The organism is Mycolicibacterium flavescens (assembly GCF_001722335.1).
GTDB classification, from domain to species: domain Bacteria; phylum Actinomycetota; class Actinomycetes; order Mycobacteriales; family Mycobacteriaceae; genus Mycobacterium; species Mycobacterium flavescens.
The window spans coordinates 77,448-93,081 of sequence record NZ_MIHA01000022.1 but is presented as its reverse complement, the minus strand read 5'-3'; the positions used below and the strand labels follow the sequence as shown (position 1 = coordinate 93,081).

20 protein-coding genes are annotated in these 15,634 nt (G+C 69.6%); 9 read left to right on the top strand and 11 right to left on the bottom strand.

All coding sequences use genetic code 11. The features are described from left to right. Positions 1 to 580: DHH family phosphoesterase (locus tag BHQ18_RS24050; protein WP_234794297.1), on the top strand; the 580-nt coding region annotated here is incomplete at its 5' end. Beyond that, entirely contained in the window at positions 573 to 1,904 is a 1,332-nt protein-coding gene (locus tag BHQ18_RS24045) for an MATE family efflux transporter (RefSeq protein ID WP_069416165.1), read from the top strand. The genes BHQ18_RS24050 and BHQ18_RS24045, both read left to right, overlap by 8 nt. A gap of 107 nt (positions 1,905 to 2,011) precedes the next feature. On the opposite strand, the gene BHQ18_RS24040 is transcribed toward BHQ18_RS24045, so the two are convergent. From BHQ18_RS24040 to BHQ18_RS24010, 7 genes are all read right to left on the bottom strand, one after another. Then, positions 2,012 to 2,212, bottom strand: a complete 201-nt coding sequence (locus BHQ18_RS24040; protein WP_131815735.1) for a hypothetical protein — start codon at positions 2,210 to 2,212, stop codon at positions 2,012 to 2,014. 35 nt (positions 2,213 to 2,247) lie between these two features. Beyond that, positions 2,248 to 2,907 carry a hypothetical protein gene (locus BHQ18_RS30805; RefSeq protein WP_264010123.1) on the bottom strand — a complete coding sequence of 220 codons (660 nt, stop codon included), beginning with the start codon at positions 2,905 to 2,907 and terminating at the stop codon, positions 2,248 to 2,250. Positions 2,908 to 3,220: 313 nt separating this feature from the next. Next, on the bottom strand, positions 3,221 to 3,553 hold the full coding sequence (locus BHQ18_RS30640; protein ID WP_069416162.1) for an RNA polymerase sigma factor: 333 nt from the start codon (positions 3,551 to 3,553) through the stop codon (positions 3,221 to 3,223). Positions 3,554 to 3,646: 93 nt separating this feature from the next. Further along, on the bottom strand, positions 3,647 to 3,871 hold the full coding sequence (locus tag BHQ18_RS24025) for a hypothetical protein (protein WP_069416161.1): 225 nt from the start codon (positions 3,869 to 3,871) through the stop codon (positions 3,647 to 3,649). 29 nt (positions 3,872 to 3,900) lie between these two features. Continuing rightward, positions 3,901 to 4,596: a hypothetical protein gene (locus BHQ18_RS24020; RefSeq protein ID WP_131815734.1), complete on the bottom strand. Its 696-nt coding sequence runs from the start codon at positions 4,594 to 4,596 to the stop codon at positions 3,901 to 3,903. Then, positions 4,547 to 5,248: an RNA polymerase sigma factor gene (locus tag BHQ18_RS24015; protein WP_069416159.1), complete on the bottom strand. Its 702-nt coding sequence runs from the start codon at positions 5,246 to 5,248 to the stop codon at positions 4,547 to 4,549. The genes BHQ18_RS24020 and BHQ18_RS24015 overlap by 50 nt, the downstream gene beginning before the upstream one ends. Before the next feature lie 21 nt (positions 5,249 to 5,269). Continuing rightward, complete coding sequence (locus BHQ18_RS24010) at positions 5,270 to 5,914, bottom strand: hypothetical protein (RefSeq protein ID WP_069416158.1); 645 nt, start codon at positions 5,912 to 5,914, stop codon at positions 5,270 to 5,272. A 700-nt stretch (positions 5,915 to 6,614) separates the two neighbouring features. Between BHQ18_RS24010 and BHQ18_RS24005 the strand changes: the two genes are divergently transcribed. Further along, positions 6,615 to 7,940, top strand: a complete 1,326-nt coding sequence (locus BHQ18_RS24005) for a hypothetical protein (RefSeq protein WP_131815733.1) — start codon at positions 6,615 to 6,617, stop codon at positions 7,938 to 7,940. 31 nt (positions 7,941 to 7,971) lie between these two features. Here BHQ18_RS24005 and BHQ18_RS24000 read toward each other — a convergent pair whose 3' ends face one another. Both BHQ18_RS24000 and BHQ18_RS23995 read right to left on the bottom strand, forming a co-directional pair. After that, positions 7,972 to 8,556 carry a class I SAM-dependent methyltransferase gene (locus BHQ18_RS24000; protein WP_069416156.1) on the bottom strand — a complete coding sequence of 195 codons (585 nt, stop codon included), beginning with the start codon at positions 8,554 to 8,556 and terminating at the stop codon, positions 7,972 to 7,974. Positions 8,557 to 8,588: 32 nt separating this feature from the next. After that, complete coding sequence (locus tag BHQ18_RS23995) at positions 8,589 to 9,344, bottom strand: enoyl-CoA hydratase (RefSeq protein ID WP_069416155.1); 756 nt, start codon at positions 9,342 to 9,344, stop codon at positions 8,589 to 8,591. A 23-nt stretch (positions 9,345 to 9,367) separates the two neighbouring features. On the opposite strand from BHQ18_RS23995, the gene BHQ18_RS23990 reads away from it, so the two are divergent. From BHQ18_RS23990 to BHQ18_RS23980, 3 genes are all read left to right on the top strand, one after another. Beyond that, entirely contained in the window at positions 9,368 to 9,646 is a 279-nt protein-coding gene (locus BHQ18_RS23990) for a DUF2277 domain-containing protein (protein WP_069416154.1), read from the top strand. After that, complete coding sequence (locus BHQ18_RS23985) at positions 9,643 to 10,203, top strand: DUF1802 family protein (RefSeq protein WP_069416153.1); 561 nt, start codon at positions 9,643 to 9,645, stop codon at positions 10,201 to 10,203. The genes BHQ18_RS23990 and BHQ18_RS23985 overlap by 4 nt, the downstream gene beginning before the upstream one ends. A gap of 150 nt (positions 10,204 to 10,353) precedes the next feature. Further along, entirely contained in the window at positions 10,354 to 10,587 is a 234-nt protein-coding gene (locus BHQ18_RS23980) for a hypothetical protein (RefSeq protein ID WP_069416152.1), read from the top strand. Between the two features lie 113 nt (positions 10,588 to 10,700). On the opposite strand, the gene BHQ18_RS23975 is transcribed toward BHQ18_RS23980, so the two are convergent. Then, complete coding sequence (locus BHQ18_RS23975; RefSeq protein ID WP_084294314.1) at positions 10,701 to 12,374, bottom strand: CocE/NonD family hydrolase; 1,674 nt, start codon at positions 12,372 to 12,374, stop codon at positions 10,701 to 10,703. A gap of 51 nt (positions 12,375 to 12,425) precedes the next feature. After that, positions 12,426 to 12,995 (bottom strand): DUF3558 domain-containing protein, encoded by a 570-nt coding sequence (locus BHQ18_RS23970; protein WP_069416150.1) that lies wholly within the window; start codon positions 12,993 to 12,995, stop codon positions 12,426 to 12,428. Positions 12,996 to 13,126: 131 nt separating this feature from the next. Between BHQ18_RS23970 and BHQ18_RS23965 the strand changes: the two genes are divergently transcribed. Genes BHQ18_RS23965 through truB form a run of 3 tightly spaced genes read left to right on the top strand, consistent with a single transcriptional unit; the run spans position 13,127 to position 15,632 of the window. Then, complete coding sequence (locus tag BHQ18_RS23965) at positions 13,127 to 14,077, top strand: ACP phosphodiesterase PptH (protein WP_069416149.1); 951 nt, start codon at positions 13,127 to 13,129, stop codon at positions 14,075 to 14,077. Next, positions 14,074 to 14,754, top strand: coding sequence for a 4'-phosphopantetheinyl transferase PptT (gene pptT / locus BHQ18_RS23960; protein WP_069416148.1), 681 nt, complete (start codon positions 14,074 to 14,076; stop codon positions 14,752 to 14,754). The genes BHQ18_RS23965 and pptT overlap by 4 nt, the downstream gene beginning before the upstream one ends. Beyond that, positions 14,751 to 15,632, top strand: coding sequence for a tRNA pseudouridine(55) synthase TruB (gene truB / locus BHQ18_RS23955; RefSeq protein ID WP_069416147.1), 882 nt, complete (start codon positions 14,751 to 14,753; stop codon positions 15,630 to 15,632). Before pptT ends, truB begins: the two co-directional genes overlap by 4 nt. The last annotated feature ends 2 nt before the right edge of the window (positions 15,633 to 15,634 follow it).

The following is a 15,634-nucleotide window of genomic DNA, read 5'->3' as shown; positions in this document are numbered from 1 at the left end:
TGACGCGTCCGCCGACTCCACCACCATGCTGGTGGCCGACTTGCTCGACGCCTGGGGTAAGCCGATCGACATCGGCGTCGCGCACTGCCTGTACGCGGGGCTGACCACCGACACCGGATCGTTCCGGTGGGCCACCCCGCGCGCGCACCGGCTCGCGGCGCGGCTGGTCGAACTCGGCGTCGACAACGCGGCGATCAGCCGCACGCTGCTCGACACCCACCCGTTCGCGTGGCTGCCGATGCTGTCGCGGGTGCTGGCCTCGGCGCAGCTGCTGCCCGACGCGGTCGACGGCCGCGGTCTGGTGTACGCGGTGGTGGGCCACCAGGAGTGGGCCGATGCGCGGCCCGAAGAGGTCGAGAGCATCGTGGACATCGTGCGCACCACCCAGCAGGCGGAGGTGGCCGCGGTGTTCAAGGAGATCGAACCGGGGCACTGGTCGGTGTCCATGCGCGCTAAATCGTTTGACCTGTCGCCGGTCGCCAGCGGCTTCGGCGGTGGCGGGCACCGGCTGGCCGCCGGATACTCCGCGACCGGGTCCACCGACGACGTCGTCACCGCCCTGCGCACCGCCCTTGGCTGAGCCGCACGACACCGCGGCGCCACCGGTCACCGGCCGCCGGATCGCCGGCCTGGCGCTGCCCGCGCTCGGGGTGCTGGCCGCCGAGCCGATCTATCTGTTGTTCGACCTCGCCGTCGTCGGCCGGTTGGGGGCGTTGGCGCTGGCCGGGCTGGCCATCGGCGGCCTGGTCCTGACGACGGTCAGCTCGCAGATGACGTTCCTGTCCTACGGCACCACCGCGCGCTCGGCCCGCTTCTTCGGTGCGGGGGACCGGCCCGCGGCCGTCGGCGAAGGGGTGCAGGCCACCTGGCTGGCGCTCGGGCTCGGCGTGCTGCTCGTCGCGGTCGTGCAGGCGGCGGCGACGCCGCTGGTGTCGGCATTGGCCGCCGGCGGGGAGATCGCCGACGAGGCGCTGCCGTGGGTGCGGATCGCGGTCTGCGGGGTTCCGGCGATCCTGGTTTCGGCGGCCGGCAACGGCTGGATGCGCGGGGTGCAGGACACCGTGCGCCCGCTGCGCTTCGTGGTGTTCGGGTTCGCGGTGTCCGCGGTGCTGTGCCCGCTGCTGGTGTACGGCCTGCTGGGGATGCCGCGGCTGGAGTTGGCCGGGTCGGCGGTGGCGAACCTGGTGGGGCAGTGGCTGGCCGCGGTGTTGTTCGTGCGGGCGTTGGTGGTCGAGCGGACGTCGTTGCGGATCCAGCCGCAGATCCTGCGCGCGCAGGTGGTGATGGGCCGCGACCTGGTGGTGCGCACGCTGGCGTTCCAGGCCTGCTTCGTCTCGGCGGGTGCGGTGGCGGCCCGGTTCGGCGCGGCCTCCGTCGCCGCCCACCAGGTGGTCCTGCAGCTGTGGAATTTCCTTGCGCTGGTGCTGGATTCACTGGCGATCGCCGCGCAGTCGCTGGTCGGTGCCGCGTTGGGCGCCGGCCAGTTGACGCACGCGAAGTCGGTGGCCTGGCGGGTGACGATCTTCTCGACGCTGGCGGCAACGGTGCTGGCGGCGGTGTTCGCCGCCGGCGCGCCGGTGTTCCCGAGCGTGTTCACCGACGACCAGTCGGTGCTCGACGCCATCGGGGTGCCGTGGTGGTTCCTGGTGGCCCAATTGCCCGTCGCGGGAATAGTTTTCGCGCTCGACGGGGTGCTGCTCGGCGCCGGCGACGCGAAGTTCATGCGCAACGCAACGCTGGCGAGCGCCCTGCTTGGCTTCCTGCCGCTGATCTGGCTGTCGCTGGCGTTCGGCTGGGGGCTGCTCGGCATCTGGTCGGGGCTGTCGACGTTCATGGTGCTGCGCCTGGTGTTCGTCGGATGGCGCGCCTTATCCGGCCGCTGGCTGGTCCCCGGCACGGGCTGACTTGTTGCGGTGAGCGTGCATGTCTGCACACGACACGCCGCGGAATCGCAGCGGTGCGCGCACGCTCGCGAGCCGCGAACGTGCGCATACGCCGATCCCAGTCAGATCTACGAGTTGGCCGGTGGCAGAACCTCGAACCCCGCCAGGATCGCCTCGGCGTCGCGCTGATAGGTCGCGTTGTCGTGCTCGCCGCCGATCATCAGCAGGACGTGGTAGCTCCGGCCGCCATGCTGCGCCACCACCTGGAGGGCGGCGGCGGGAGCGGGCTCGTCGCCGCGTTGGTCGCTGTCGCAGGTAAGAGCCGACAAGCCGCCCTCCGCTGACACTTCTTCGCGAATCGAATTTACGATGCGCCGGCCCGGCTCGAGCGCCGGTTGCCGCCGCCGTCGGAATCCGGTGGGGGCGCCGGGGTCACCACCGCCGTCGGGCTGAACGACATCGGCGGCTTGGTGGAGGGAGCCGCCGGCGTGGCGGGCGGCTCTTCGGCCGGCGGCACATCCGCCTCGGGGGCCGGCGGCGGAACGACGACGATCGACGGAGGCGGTTGCGGTGGCGGGGCTGACCGGGGGGTCGGCTCATCGCGTGGCGACGGTGCCGGCGGAGGCGGCGGTAGCGGCGGGGGTGGTGCGCTCGGCGGGTCGGGCGTCGCAGTTTGACTCACCTCAGCGGGGGAGACGGGGGTCGCCGACGACGAGTTGATGTAGGCAATCAGCAGCGCGGTCGCCGCCGCCAATTCGGCGATCAGCAACGCCGCCAACATCATTCGCCTACGGTCCGCGCGGGCCCCATGCCCGCCGGCGGAACGGTCGGCGCCGCCGGCCATCGCGGTGTCGTGGCTGACGAGTTCGATGTCGCGCATTGTTTTGTCGCGCAGCCACCTCGGTGCCGGGATCATCACCGGCGCCGCCCCCAGCAGGGCGGTCGGACTGACGAGCCGGCGTCGTTCCTCGTCGCACACGGCGCAGGACTCGATGTGTCGGGAGATCCGTTTGCGCATGGGCACGGTGAACTGACCGTCCCACAACGCCAGGATTCCACGAAGCTCTGCGCACCCCTGGGAGTTCCGCTGCGCGCGGCGTGAGACCAGGAGCGCGTAGAGAGAACGCTCTACTGTCTGACGCAACCGCGAAACCATCGTGTTGGCGCTGGCGCGGCTGACTCCCAGTGCCTCGGCGAGTTCGGGGCCGTCGAGACCGCGCCGGAAGGTGAGGTCCAGTACCGCCCGGTCGCGGTCCGACAGCCCGCCGGCGGCCTCTGCGATCAGGTTGGCGAGTTCGGTTCGGGCCGAGAGAGTCTCGGCGTCGGCGTCGTCGGATTCATGGTCGGGTAGTTCGTCGGACGGCGTTTCGGCGCAGCTCTCGCAGTCGACGCAACACTTCGTTGCGGGCGATCGAATACAGCCAGGGCCGCAGCTTGTCCCGGTCCCTTAGCTGCGGCAGTCGGGTCGCGGCGATGCAGAACGTCTCCTGCACGCAGTCGGCTGCGCCGTCGAGGTCACGCAACATCCCGACGCAGAAGTCGTGGAGGCGATCGGCGTAGCGGTCGTAGATGGCGGCGAAGGCCGCCCGATCGCCGGACATACTGCCGCGCACGAGTTCGGCATCGGTTGTGCGCACATCCTCGACGTGCCACTGCGGTACTGCGGTCATTGCGATCCCCATCGCCGTACCACAGAGTACGCAGTAGGCGCCGGGTGTACGCGTATTCGGCGCGTTTGCTGTTCCGACATCGCCCGACCGCCGTCAGTCCGGCGCGACGCGATTGTCGGTGAGGAAGTAGGTGTCGCCACGCGCGGACCCCGTGCCGGGGTCGTGCCACACCGACGTGTATCCCTGGTCGGTGGGCGCTGCCGCCTCCAAGATCGACGTGTTCTGCTGGGCACCCTGATCAAGGTGCAGCGCGATCTTCCCGGCGAACAGACACAGGGCGGCCAGAAGCAGGAGCAGCACCCACAGGAATTCGTTCATCACACAGTCCTTTCGGTTGTTGGTTGATGTCAGCCGACGGGCGGCGGGTCCGCGGAAGGGAGACTGCCGAGGTCCGACGGGCCGGTGAACGTACCGCCGGGATCGCTTGGATCGCCAGGATCAGGGCCGGCCCCGTCGGGCCACTGCGGAAACTGCGGCCACTGCGGCAGGTCCGGGAACGGCGGCCAGGCCGGCGGCGGCGCCGGCGGGGTGGTCGGAGGCGGTGAGGACACGGCCGGCGACGGTGACGACGGCGGTGCGACGGGTGCCGTGGTCGGCACCGAGACCGCAGGCCGCGCAGTCGCCGCTCGCCGTTCGGATGTCACCGGGGCAGCGGTGACCGACGGCGTTACCGGCGCCGGACCCACGTGCGCCGGGACGGGCGGGGCCATCGTCTGGCCCGCCTCGATCGGTACCGGGACGGTGGTCGTCGTCGGCGAGGTCGCCCAGAGCGCGACGGCGCCGAGCGCGGCGATCAGCGCGATGACGAACACCGCGACCGGCAGCACCGTGCTTCGGCCCTCGTCGGCGCGGGCAGTTATCGGGTGAACAGTCGCCGTCGACGAGGTCAGTTGGACCTCGCGCAGGGTCTGGTCGCGCAGCGACGCCGGCGCCGGGACGAACACCGGGGCAGCGCCCAGCAACGCAGCAGGGCTGGCGAGGCGCCGCCGCTGCTCATCGCACGTCACGCAGGATTCGATGTGCCGCGAAATCCGTTTGCGCATCAGCACATTGAAAGTTCCGTCCCAGCCGTCGAGGATCGCGCGGAGCTCGGCGCAGCCGCCGTCGGCCCGGGACCCGCCGCGACACCAGCAGCGCGCCCAGGGAGCGCTCGATGTTCTGGCGTAGCCGGTGCACGATCGTGTTGGCGGTCGCCGGCATGACTCCGAGGACGGCGGCCAGGTCCGGGCCGCTGAGGTCGTGCCGGAAAGCCAGTTCGAGAACGGACCGGTCGCGGTCGGACAGCCCCCCGGCCGCGTCGGCGATCAGGTCGGCCAACTCCAGTCGCGCGGCCAACGCCTCGGGTCCCGCGTCGCCGGACGCCGTATCGGGCAGATCATCGGTGGGCGTCTCGCGGCGCTGGTCGCGGATCCGCCGCAACGCCTCGTTGCGGGCGATGGAATACAGCCGCGGCCGCAACTTGTCGGGATCGCGCAACCGCGGCAATTGCGTTGCCGCAGTGCAGAACACATCCTGCACACAGTCGGCCGCGCCGTCGCGGTTGCCGAGCATGCCGACGCAGAAGTCGTAGAGCCGGTTCGAGTAACGGTCATAGATCATGGCGAACGCTCGCTTGTCGCCGGAGACGGCCGCTCGGGTCAGCTCCGCATCGGTGTCGGCCGGGCCGAGGATGTCCGGGTCGAATATTGCGGTCATGACGTCTTTCCACGCGTCGTGTTACGGCTTGGCGGTGAGGTCGAGATCCGGCAGCGGGAACGGATCAGGGTTCGGCGCCGGGGCCGGTGCCAGCGGCAGATCCGGATCGAACACCGGCGGTTCGGGAATCGGCGGCGTGGGCAGTTCGAAGGGCAGATCATCGAACACCGGCGGCTGCGGGGCCGGGTCTTCCGGTTCGGGTGCCGGCGCGTCGTCCGCGTGGGGTGGCGGGACGTCGTCGGCGGACGTCTGAGGAGCCGGTGCCTGCGGCGTCGGCACCGCGACGACGGTGCTTCGCGCCGGTGCGGACGGCATGGCCGACGGTGCCGCGACGTCAACCGGAGGAACCGTCGGAGCAATCGTCATCGCGGGAACCTCGGGAGTGATCAGCACCGCCGGCCGCGGCGACTCGGTGACCGGGGTCGGCTCACCCGGGCCGAAGTCGGTGACCATCAGGCCCAGCGCGGCGCCGCCGCCGATGCCGAACGCCAGGGCAGCGGCGATGAGCGCGTGCCGGGACACCGACCGGGCGGAGTCAGTGTCCGCGACCTGCGTCGGCTCAGCGGGATCGTCGAGGAGGAAATCGTGGTCGGGGCCGCCCAGCGGGCTGGACGACCAACCTGCGGCGACGGTCTGGGTGTCGGGGTCGGTCTGGAAGGTGGTCATGGCTGTCTCTGTCTGTGCGGCCACCCCGGTTGGGTGGCGGTCACAGGTAAGAGCGGCGCGCACCCGTCGCGCTGACACTTTTTTCAGAAGTTTTTCGAGAACCGGCCCGACCGGAGCTACGGATTCCGTCGACTTTACAAATTGACCAGTTCTGTCAACTCTTTGCTGATCGTTTCGTTGCGGTATTCACGGGCCTGGTTTGTAGCGGACCGGGCAGCCGGATCGCCCGCACCGCCGCGGTGGAACCGGGAAAGTCCCTCGCTAACGCCAACCGCCGGAAAGCCCGACCCTACGGTTCGGTAACCTAAGCCAACTTACAATTTCAGCAAACTTTCACGAGTCGCGACCGAAGTATCCCAAGCGGACGGCGGTGGTCGCGCGGGCGGCCATAATCGGTACCCCATCGCCGCTGAAGCTGCTGGTCCATGCTCGTTTGCCGACCCGCGATGGCCGATCGCCCGCGGTTTGCCGAGCTTTCGAAAACGGCTGACAGGCGAACCTACTTGTCAGTAAGTTTCAGCGGTCTTAGTTCGTCGATCTTGAAGGAGTAACCATGCACGTTGCTTCGCGGTCCTATTTGACTGCAGGTGTGGCGCTTGTGAGTGCAGGCGCCATCGCGGTCAGTCCGATCGCCCCGTCCGCACCGGAGATACCGCTTCCCGCGGTTCATGCGTCATCGCCGGCGTTTGCACTGTCGGCGATGACGAACCCTGTAGAGGAGTGGGCTCGCGTCATCGAGACGTCGCTGTCGAACGTCAACGCGGTGGGGCAGCGGTGGCTGGCCGACCCTGCACCGCTGCTTCGGCAGGTCCTGGCCAATCAGCTCGGCATGGCGACGAACCTCCCGGCCGTCGCGCAGGCGCTCGTCGCGCGACTCGGCCAGATGAACCCAGCGGATCCGAACAGCGTCCCGGCGATGTTCGAGCAGTTCGTCGCCAATCAGCTCGAGTCGGTCGGGATCCTCGCCGACACCCTCAGATCCGTTGTCGACCAGCTGGGCGCGGCGATGGATCCCGCCGACCCGTTCGGTGTGCCCGCGACGGTCCGTCAAATGATCGACCAGTTCGCCAGCGGCGAGTTCGCACAGGGCGTGACGACATTCGCGAGTCTCGGCGTGCTGATCGGTCTTCCGGTGATCATGGCCGGGTTCCCGATCGCAGGGGTGATCTCTCAGCCGTTCAAAGACCTCGCCAACATCATCGACCCGACGGGCGTCGCGTCCCAGCCGCTGCGAAACATCGCCAACTTCATCGATCGCGTTCCGTCCGTCCTGCCGAGCATTCTGCTGAACGGGATTCTCGGGCCGTTGAACTCGGCCGGGGTGGCGACGGCCGCCTCGCTCGAAGACATCGTGGACGCTGTGGTGGGCGCCGATCCCGTCTCGCTGGTCAGCGCTCTGCTCAACGCTCCGGCCAAGATCACCGACGCATTCCTCAACGGCATCATGGCCTCCGGTGACTTCCCGATGGCCGGTTTGATCGGCGGCCCGTTCGGCATCTCCGCGGTCGGCGCCGTGATGGACGCGATCAAGAGCCTGGCCCAGGCGATCGCGTCGCCCACGACCAGTGCTCGTCAGAGCACGACGACGTCGGCTCCCGATGCGGCGCTGGTGAGCGACTCACCGCTGAAGTCGGAGCCTGACCTGACCGTGACGGTGGACGTCGTGGCAGAAGCCGAGGAGGACACCACGGCAGACGCTGCGCCTGCCCCGGCTGCCGAGGAACCGGCGAACGAACCTGTGGTCGCGGAGGTTTCGACACCCGAGGTCGAGGGAGAAGACACCGAACCCGATCTCGTGCGGGTCAGCCTCAAGGCCGAGCCCGGTGAGACCGGAATGGGCACAACGCAACCCGACGATGCCGATCCGGTCGTTGACGAGATCGCCGGAGATCTCACAACGACCCCGGGTGCAGTGACCACGCCGGCCGACGGCAGCGACGCGCCCGAGGGCCAGGCCGGCGAAAGCGACTCGCAGACGTCCACTTCCGACGGGCCGGCGGGCGGCGCAGGCGACGGCGAGGCCTGACGGGATTGATCGCGACCCGGATCGGGTCCCGTCACAGCGGGGTCCGATCCGGGGTCCGGGTGCGAGCCACTGCCGCCCAGCCGTATTCGGTTGTCTTCACCGCGATGTCGGTGAAGCCGGCGGCGGTCAACCGGGCGGGCAGCGTGGCCGGATCGATCGGGTTGTAGGTGTCGCCCTCGTGCGCGACGGCGAGTTCGTCGCTGCCGAGGCTGTCGCTGGCCACCAGCGCCGCCCCCGGCCGCAGCACACGGGCGACCTCAGTGAAGAGCCGGTCTTGCAGCTCGACGGTCGGGACGTGGTGCAGCATCGTGAAACATGCTGCGCCGGTGAACCGTCCGTCGGGGAAGCTGAGCCGGGTCGCATCCCCGTGCATGATCTGCACCGACGGCGTGTCCGCGAACCGCTCGCGCAGCATGGCCGCCAGCTCGTCGTCGATCTCCACCGACGTCAACTGTGCGGCCGTGGTGCTGAGCACGTCGGTGGTGGCGCCGTAACCCGGCCCCACCTCGAGCACGTCGTCGCCGAGGGTCGCCTCGCCCATCGCCCACGGCAGGATCACCTCGCGGATCAGCTGCCGCCACTCGTCGCTGCCGCAGTACTCATGCGCCTCGTTCACGCTCGTCAGCGTACGAGCGTGCGCACCCAGTGTCAGCGGACCTGCGAGCGGCCCCGCTGCAGCACGGCGTCGCGGTTGGCCGCGATGTCGTCGCCGCTGGTGCTGCGCATCCATTCGCGCGCCGACGCCGCCTCGATCCACAGCCCTTCGTTGGTCTGCGCCTCGTCGATGCGGTGGTAGGACGCCAACAGCGCACGCACGGCGCGCTGGTTGTTGCCGACGATCGAGGCCGCCACCTGGCGGGCCGCAGGCAACAGCTGGTCGTGGGCGACGACCTCGGTGACCAGGCCCGCCCGCAGCGCGTCGGTGGCCGACAAGTAGTCACCGGTCAGGCTCATCCGCCGGGCCATGCCGACGCCGACCTTCTGCGGCAGCCGCACCGACAGACCCCAGGTCGGCAGCAGCCCCACCCGCGCATGCGTGTCGGCGAACCGGGCGTGCTCGGAGGCGATCAGGATGTCGCAGTACAGCGCGATCTCCAGGCCGCCGGTGACCGCCGCGCCGTTGATCGCACCGATGACGGGCTTGGTCATCGGCGGCCATTTGGGCGAGATGTCGGGAAGCTCCGTGGTGTCGCCGAGTTCCTTGAGGTCGAGCCCCGCGCAGAACACCGGGTCGGCGCCGGTCACGATCACCACGTCGACGGCATCGTCGTTCTGCGCCTGGCCGAGCGCACCGTAGAACCGCTTCCGCAGCTCGGCCGACAAGGCGTTGCGTGCCTGCGGCCGGTTCAAGGTCAGCGTGCGTACCCGGTCCTGGGTGTCGATGAGCAGGATGTCGTCAGTCACCCGATCAACCTATCGTGGGCAATATGTGCCGAAACATCACGGAGCTGCGCGGCCTCGAGCCCGCGGCCACCGACGAGGAGATCGAGGCGGCCGCGCGCCAGTACATCCGCAAAGTCAGCGGGATCACCCGGCCGACGGCGGCCAACGTGGAGGCCTTCGAAGCCGCCGTCGCCGAGGTCACCGCGACGACCCGCCGACTGCTGGGCGAGTTGCCGCCGCGCCGCCAACCCCCCAAGACCGTCCCGCCGCTGCGCCGTCCCGAAGTCCGCGCCCGCATCGCCGCCGCGGCCGAGGCGCGATGACCGCGACGCCGACGTCGCCCGCACTCAAGGAGTGGAGCGCCGCCATCCACGCGCTGCTCGACGGCCGGCAGACCGTCCTGCTGCGCAAGGGCGGCATCCACGAGAAGCGGTTCGCGGTGTCGGCGTCACGGTTCCTGCTGTTTCCGACCGTCGCGCACAGCCACGCCGAACGCGTCCGCACCGAACACCGCGATCTGCTCGAACCGGCGGCCGTCGACAGCACCGACAGCGCCGTGACGATCCGGGCGGGCGCCGCCGTGGTCGCCGCGGTCGAAGTCAACCGGCCCGAGAACCTGGAACAGGTTGCACCACTGCATATCTGGACCGATGACTCGGTGCGCGCCGACCGGCTGGACTTTCGGCCCAGGCACCGGCTCACCGCGCTCGTCGTCCAGACCAGCCCGCTGCTCACCCCGCTACGCCTGACCCGCACTCCGGACTATGCCGGTTGCACGAGTTGGGTCGAGCTGCCCATCGATCCGGTGTTGGACGATCCCCTACACGACGATGCCACGCTGGAACAGATCGCGGATCAGGTGCGCAGCGCCGTCGGCTGAGACAGTTTGCTGTAATTGCCGCTACGCCTTCTGTGTGAATTCCATTTGAAGGTCGCGACGTCCACCCGGTAGCTCCCTAGATTGAATTGTGTACGACAACGCATCCGGCGAATTCGCCGAATACGAATCCGTAGATCAAGGGAGCACACCATGAAGGTCACACTGGGCACCATCGCCATGCTGCTGGGTTCGAGCGCGGCGGCAGCGGCGATCATCACCGCCCCCGCCGCGGCCGCCGCCACCGTCCCGAACAGTAACGATGCCGGTCGCAACACCACCACCCAGCGACCCGGACACGTCGCGATCCAGGTCTTCCCGCCCGCGGTCACCCCGCCACGGATCTGGGGGCCGTCCTCGTCGCCGATGTTCCTGCTGGGCGATTGACCCGCACCCGACGAAACCGCGAGCCAATTCAAGGTTCGCGGTTTCGGCTTGTCCGCGCCAATCATGCGGAGGGTTTCCATGCGTCTGATATGAAAGGGTTGCGTGCCAGAAAGTTATTTGCTCGACGGCGGCTGCGGCCCGGCGGGCAGCACCAGGCGCGACGCGCCGTCACCCAGATGCACACTGTGGGTCGCCGGGACGAGTCTGCTGCCCGCGCCCAGAGGCTCACCGGTGCCGAGGTTGCGCGCAAACCGCGGATGCGACCCACCTGCGACCAGTACCCGGATTCGGGAGCCGGCCCGGAACCGGTGTGCGACCGGATCGAGCTCGATGCGCACGGTCCCGGAATCCGTTGCGGCCCCGACATATCCGTCGCTGACGTTGCGGGACCGGCCCTTGGCGTCGACCTCGCTGATCCGCACGAACAGGTCGTTGTGCGGGTTGTCGCAGGAGTGCGCCAGTTCCACGACCGGTGACCCGGCCACATACAGGTCGGTCGGTAACCGATCACCGGTGAAGCTCAGCACATCCGGCCGCTGCGCCAGCTTGGCGTCCTTGCGGTATCCGGCCTCCGGCGACAGCAGCCGACCACCGATGGTCGGCGTGGGGTGCTCGGGGTTGTAGGTGAACGACGACGGCGCGGCGGTCTCGGGCGGCACCGCGTCGCCGAGGCGGCCGCCGGGCTGCAGGTACCGCACCACCTCGGGCATCTGCGGCGGCCACTCGGGCAGTTCGGTCCACCCGTGACCGTTGACGAACGCGCGCACCGGCTGCGGACGGCTGCGTCGCGCGCCGCCGAGGTGAGCGCCCAGCCAATCCAGCGATTCGCGGATGGTCGTCGGCGCAGCCTTGGTCATCAGGTGCGTGTGCGTCCACGACCCGACCGTCAGCCCGACGTCGACGCCGCGCTCGTGCAGCCGCCGGTACTGGTCGATGGTCTGCTCCAGAAACAGGTCCTGCCACCCGCCGATCAACAGCACCGGCACCTCGGTGGTGTCCAGCGCGCGGCGCAGGTTCAGCGCGGTCCAGAACGGGTCGTCGGGCTCGGGGTGCTCGAGCCACGACTCCCACCAGGGCGCCCCGTCGCCCAGCAGCGCGCGGCCGGCCTCGCCGGCGGGCAGCTTGCTCATCGCGCGCGCCAGCAGGCGCCGCGACCGCAGTTGGCGCACCAGCGCCCGGATGCGGTTGGGGTCTTCCTGGTTGGCCACCAGATGGCTCCAGCCCAGGAAGTCGCTGAGCCCGAAGGTGCCTGTGCCCCAACGGGGCCCGCTGACGTCGTGCGGTCCGACGGTGATCACCGCGGCCTTCATCTCCGGCGGCGGGTCCACGAGCAGCGCCCACTGGGTGAAACCGAGGTAGGACAGCCCGATCGTGGCGAACGTGCCGGTGAACCAGTCCTGTTCGCGCAGCCACGCGACCGTGTCGGCGCCGTCGGCGATTTCGTTGACCATCGGGTTGAACTCCCCGCCGGAGCCGAACGTCCCGCGCACGCTCTGGAACACCACGTGATACCCGCGGGCGGCGTAGATCCCGGCATACAGCGAGGCGAACGGGAAGCCGCGGCCGTAGGGGCAGCGCACCAGCAGCGTGCCCGCCGGTTCGGCCGTCGCGGGCGCGTAGTGGTCGGCCCGCAACTCGACACCGTCGCGCATCGGGATCAGCACCCGGTTGACGGTGAAGCCGGTGGTGTGCGGCGGCAGCCGCAGCAGGCGCGAGACCGTGCGCCCGGCGATCTGGCTGGCCTTCGAGGGGACGGCCGCCGGAGCGGCCACGGAGGAAGCTGTCACGACACCGAGGCTACGCAGGCGCCCGCGCAGCCGAGTTGAAGGACGCCGAAGTCAGAAGATGTAGTGCGGGATCAGTTCGTGGGCGCGCTGCAGGTTGGTCTGCATGCAGTCCGGGTCGGGTTCGGAGTAGATCGGCGAGTAGAACAGCGACTGCTGCAGCACGCCGTAACTGGTGTCGAACGCGATCATGCAGGTGATCCACCACCGGTTGTTCCAGTCGGTGGGCTTCATGATCCACCACTGCGCGGCGCGGTGCCCGTCGATGTCGAGTTGCACGGCGTCGGGCGGCAGCGTCGCCTCGAAGGTGCGCCACACGATCGCCTCGACCGCCATCTGGTAGTTGCCGGCGTCGTACTTGCAGCGCAGCTGGTCCTCGGGGACCGGCGGGGTGAACGCCAGCCCGATGGCCTGCACCGCGTCCAGCGGGATGTCCTTGCACGGGTTGAAGGGCGACGGATCGGTCGTCTCGACGACGGGCCACTTGATCGACGTGGTCACGTTCGTCATCGGGAGATCGTCCGAATCGACGTGCGGCACGCCGGTCGGAGTCGTCTGCCACACCACGAGCACCGCAGCGACCAGCGCACACAGCACCGAGACCAAGCGCAGCTTGGCGAGCATCGCACCCCTTCGTCGTCGATCCGACCCTGCGGGGAGTGTAGCGGGCCGCCGGAACGCGCCGGAGGGGAAACCAGAACCTGTTCTAGTTGCCGCACGAGCCCGCCGGGGGCGCTTAAGTAGGCTGGTCGGCTGTGACACGCGACGGCCGACGACCCACCCTCTGGGCGATCAGCGACCTGCACACGGGTCACACGGGCAACAAGCCGGTGACCGAGTCGCTGTATCCCGCCTCGCCCGACGACTGGCTGATCGTGGCCGGCGACGTCGCCGAACGCACCGACGAGATCCACTGGGCGCTGGACCTGTTGCGCAAGCGCTTCGCCAAGGTGATCTGGATCCCGGGCAACCACGAACTGTGGACCACCAACCGCGATCCGATGCAGATCTTCGGCAAGGCCCGCTACGACTACCTGGTCAACATGTGCGACGAGATGGGCATCATCACACCCGAACACCCGTTTCCGGTGTGGACCGAAGAGGGCGGCCCAGCCACGATCGTGCCGATGTTCCTGCTCTACGACTACTCGTTCCTGCCGGCGGGCGCGGCCACCAAGGCCGAGGGGCTCGCGATCGCGCGGGAGCGCAACATCGTGGGCACCGACGAGTACCTGCTGTCGGCCGAGCCGTACGCGACCCGCGACGCGTGGTGCCGTGAGCGGGTGGCCTACACCCGCAAGCGGCTCGAGGACCTGGACTGGATGACTCCGACCGTGCAGGTCAACCATTTCCCGATGGTGCGCGAACCGTGCGAGGCGATGTTCTATCCGGAGTTCTCGCTGTGGTGCGGCACCACCGCGACCGCCGACTGGCACACCCGCTACAACGCGGTGTGCTCGGTCTACGGCCATCTGCACATCCCGCGCACCACCTGGTACGACGGGGTGCGCTTCGAGGAGGTTTCGGTCGGCTATCCGCGAGAGTGGCGGCGCCGCAAGCCGTATCGCTGGATGCGTCAGATCCTGCCGGACCCGAAGTACCCGCCCGGCTACCTCAATGAGTTCGGCGGGCACTTTCAGATCACCCAGGAGATGCGGGAGAACGCCGAGAAGATGCAGCAGCGGATCCGGGAGCGGCGAGGATGACGATCGCCGCCCCCCTCCTGTCCGGTGTGCTGCCCGCGGCCCCGTCCGCGCTCGCGGCGGCCGAGGTCTACCGGGATCCGCCCGACCTGGCGCCGCTGCCCGAGGAGGAGCCGCTGATCGCGCGGTCGGTCGCCAAGCGCCGCAACGAGTTCGTCACCGTGCGGTACTGCGCGCGAGAGGCTCTCGGCGAACTCGGAGTCGCTCCGGTGCCGATCCTGAAGGGGGAGAAGGGCGAACCGTGCTGGCCGGACGGAGTCGTCGGCAGCCTGACCCACTGCGAGGGATACCGCGGCGCGGTGGTCGGGCGGTCGACGCAGGTGCGTTCGGTCGGCATCGACGCCGAACCGCACGGCGTGCTGCCCGATGGGGTGCTCGACGCGATCAGCCTGCCTGCCGAGCGGACCGAACTGCAGCAGCTGCCCGCGGGTCTGCACTGGGACCGGATCCTGTTCTGCGCCAAGGAGGCGACGTACAAGGCGTGGTTCCCGCTGACCCGCCGGTGGCTGGGTTTCGAGGACGCCCACATCGTGTTCGACGTCGACGGCGACGGTACCTCCGGCGGCTTCGCGTCCCGGATCCTGATCGACCCGGCGGCGGTGCACGGCCCGCCGCTGGAGACGCTGACCGGTCGGTGGTCGGTGCGCGACGGCATCGCGCTGACCGCGATCGTCCTATGAGCGACCCCGGTCTGGTCGTCGTCGACAAACCGGCGGGGATGACGAGCCACGACGTCGTCGGCCGGTGCCGGAGGATGTTCGGCACCCGCAAGGTCGGTCACGCCGGCACGCTGGACCCGATGGCCACCGGCGTCCTGGTGGTCGGACTCGAGCGGGCCACCAAGATCCTGGGTCTGCTCACCGCCACCGACAAGGGTTACGCCGCCACCCTGCGGCTCGGTCAGACCACCTCGACCGAGGACGCCGACGGCGAACTCCTGCAATCGGTTTCGGCCGCACAGGTCGGCGATGAGCAGATCGAGCGCGCGGTGGCCGCGCTGCGCGGCGAGATCGACCAGGTCCCGTCGGCGGTGAGCGCGATCAAGGTCGGTGGACAGCGCGCCTACAAGCTCGCCCGCGAGGGCCAGACCGTCGAACTGGCGCCGCGCCGTGTGCGTATCGACCGGTTCGAGGTGCGCGCGGTCCGGCGCGCCGGTGACCTGGTCGACGTGGATGTCGAGGTGGACTGTTCGAGCGGCACCTACATCCGCGCGCTGGCCCGCGACGTCGGCGCCGCCCTGGGCGTCGGTGGCCACCTCACGGCGCTGCGCCGCACCCGGGTGGGCCGATTCGGCCTCGACGAAGCCCGTACCCTCGACGAACTGGCCGACGCGCCGCGGCTGTCCTACAGCCTGGACGCCGCATGCCTGCTGGCATTCCCGCGTCGGGACCTCGACGCCGCCGAGGCCGAGGACACCCGGCACGGCAGACCGCTCAAACCCGCGGGCATCGACGGCGTCTACGCCGCCACCGCGCCCGACGGCACAGTGCTCGCGCTGCTGGAGGACCGTTCGTCGCGCACCAAACCGGTGGTGGTGCTGCGCCCGGCGACGTTGTAGGT

What these genes read in the sequence shown, in the direction of transcription:
- BHQ18_RS24005 (WP_131815733.1), top strand. Translation starts at nt 6,615, where the DNA reads ATGACGAACCCTGTAGAGGAGTGGGCTCGCGTCATCGAGACGTCGCTG.
- BHQ18_RS24010 (WP_069416158.1), bottom strand. Translation starts at nt 5,914, where the DNA reads ATGACCACCTTCCAGACCGACCCCGACACCCAGACCGTCGCCGCAGGT.
- BHQ18_RS24025 (WP_069416161.1), bottom strand. Translation starts at nt 3,871, where the DNA reads ATGAACGAATTCCTGTGGGTGCTGCTCCTGCTTCTGGCCGCCCTGTGT.
- BHQ18_RS30640 (WP_069416162.1), bottom strand. Translation starts at nt 3,553, where the DNA reads ATGACCGCAGTACCGCAGTGGCACGTCGAGGATGTGCGCACAACCGAT.
- pptT (WP_069416148.1), top strand. Translation starts at nt 14,074, where the DNA reads ATGACGATCGCCGCCCCCCTCCTGTCCGGTGTGCTGCCCGCGGCCCCG.
- BHQ18_RS23980 (WP_069416152.1), top strand. Translation starts at nt 10,354, where the DNA reads ATGAAGGTCACACTGGGCACCATCGCCATGCTGCTGGGTTCGAGCGCG.
- truB (WP_069416147.1), top strand. Translation starts at nt 14,751, where the DNA reads ATGAGCGACCCCGGTCTGGTCGTCGTCGACAAACCGGCGGGGATGACG.
- BHQ18_RS23985 (WP_069416153.1), top strand. Translation starts at nt 9,643, where the DNA reads ATGACCGCGACGCCGACGTCGCCCGCACTCAAGGAGTGGAGCGCCGCC.
- BHQ18_RS24015 (WP_069416159.1), bottom strand. Translation starts at nt 5,248, where the DNA reads ATGACCGCAATATTCGACCCGGACATCCTCGGCCCGGCCGACACCGAT.
- BHQ18_RS23990 (WP_069416154.1), top strand. Translation starts at nt 9,368, where the DNA reads ATGTGCCGAAACATCACGGAGCTGCGCGGCCTCGAGCCCGCGGCCACC.
- BHQ18_RS24020 (WP_131815734.1), bottom strand. Translation starts at nt 4,596, where the DNA reads ATGCGCAAACGGATTTCGCGGCACATCGAATCCTGCGTGACGTGCGAT.
- BHQ18_RS23970 (WP_069416150.1), bottom strand. Translation starts at nt 12,995, where the DNA reads ATGCTCGCCAAGCTGCGCTTGGTCTCGGTGCTGTGTGCGCTGGTCGCT.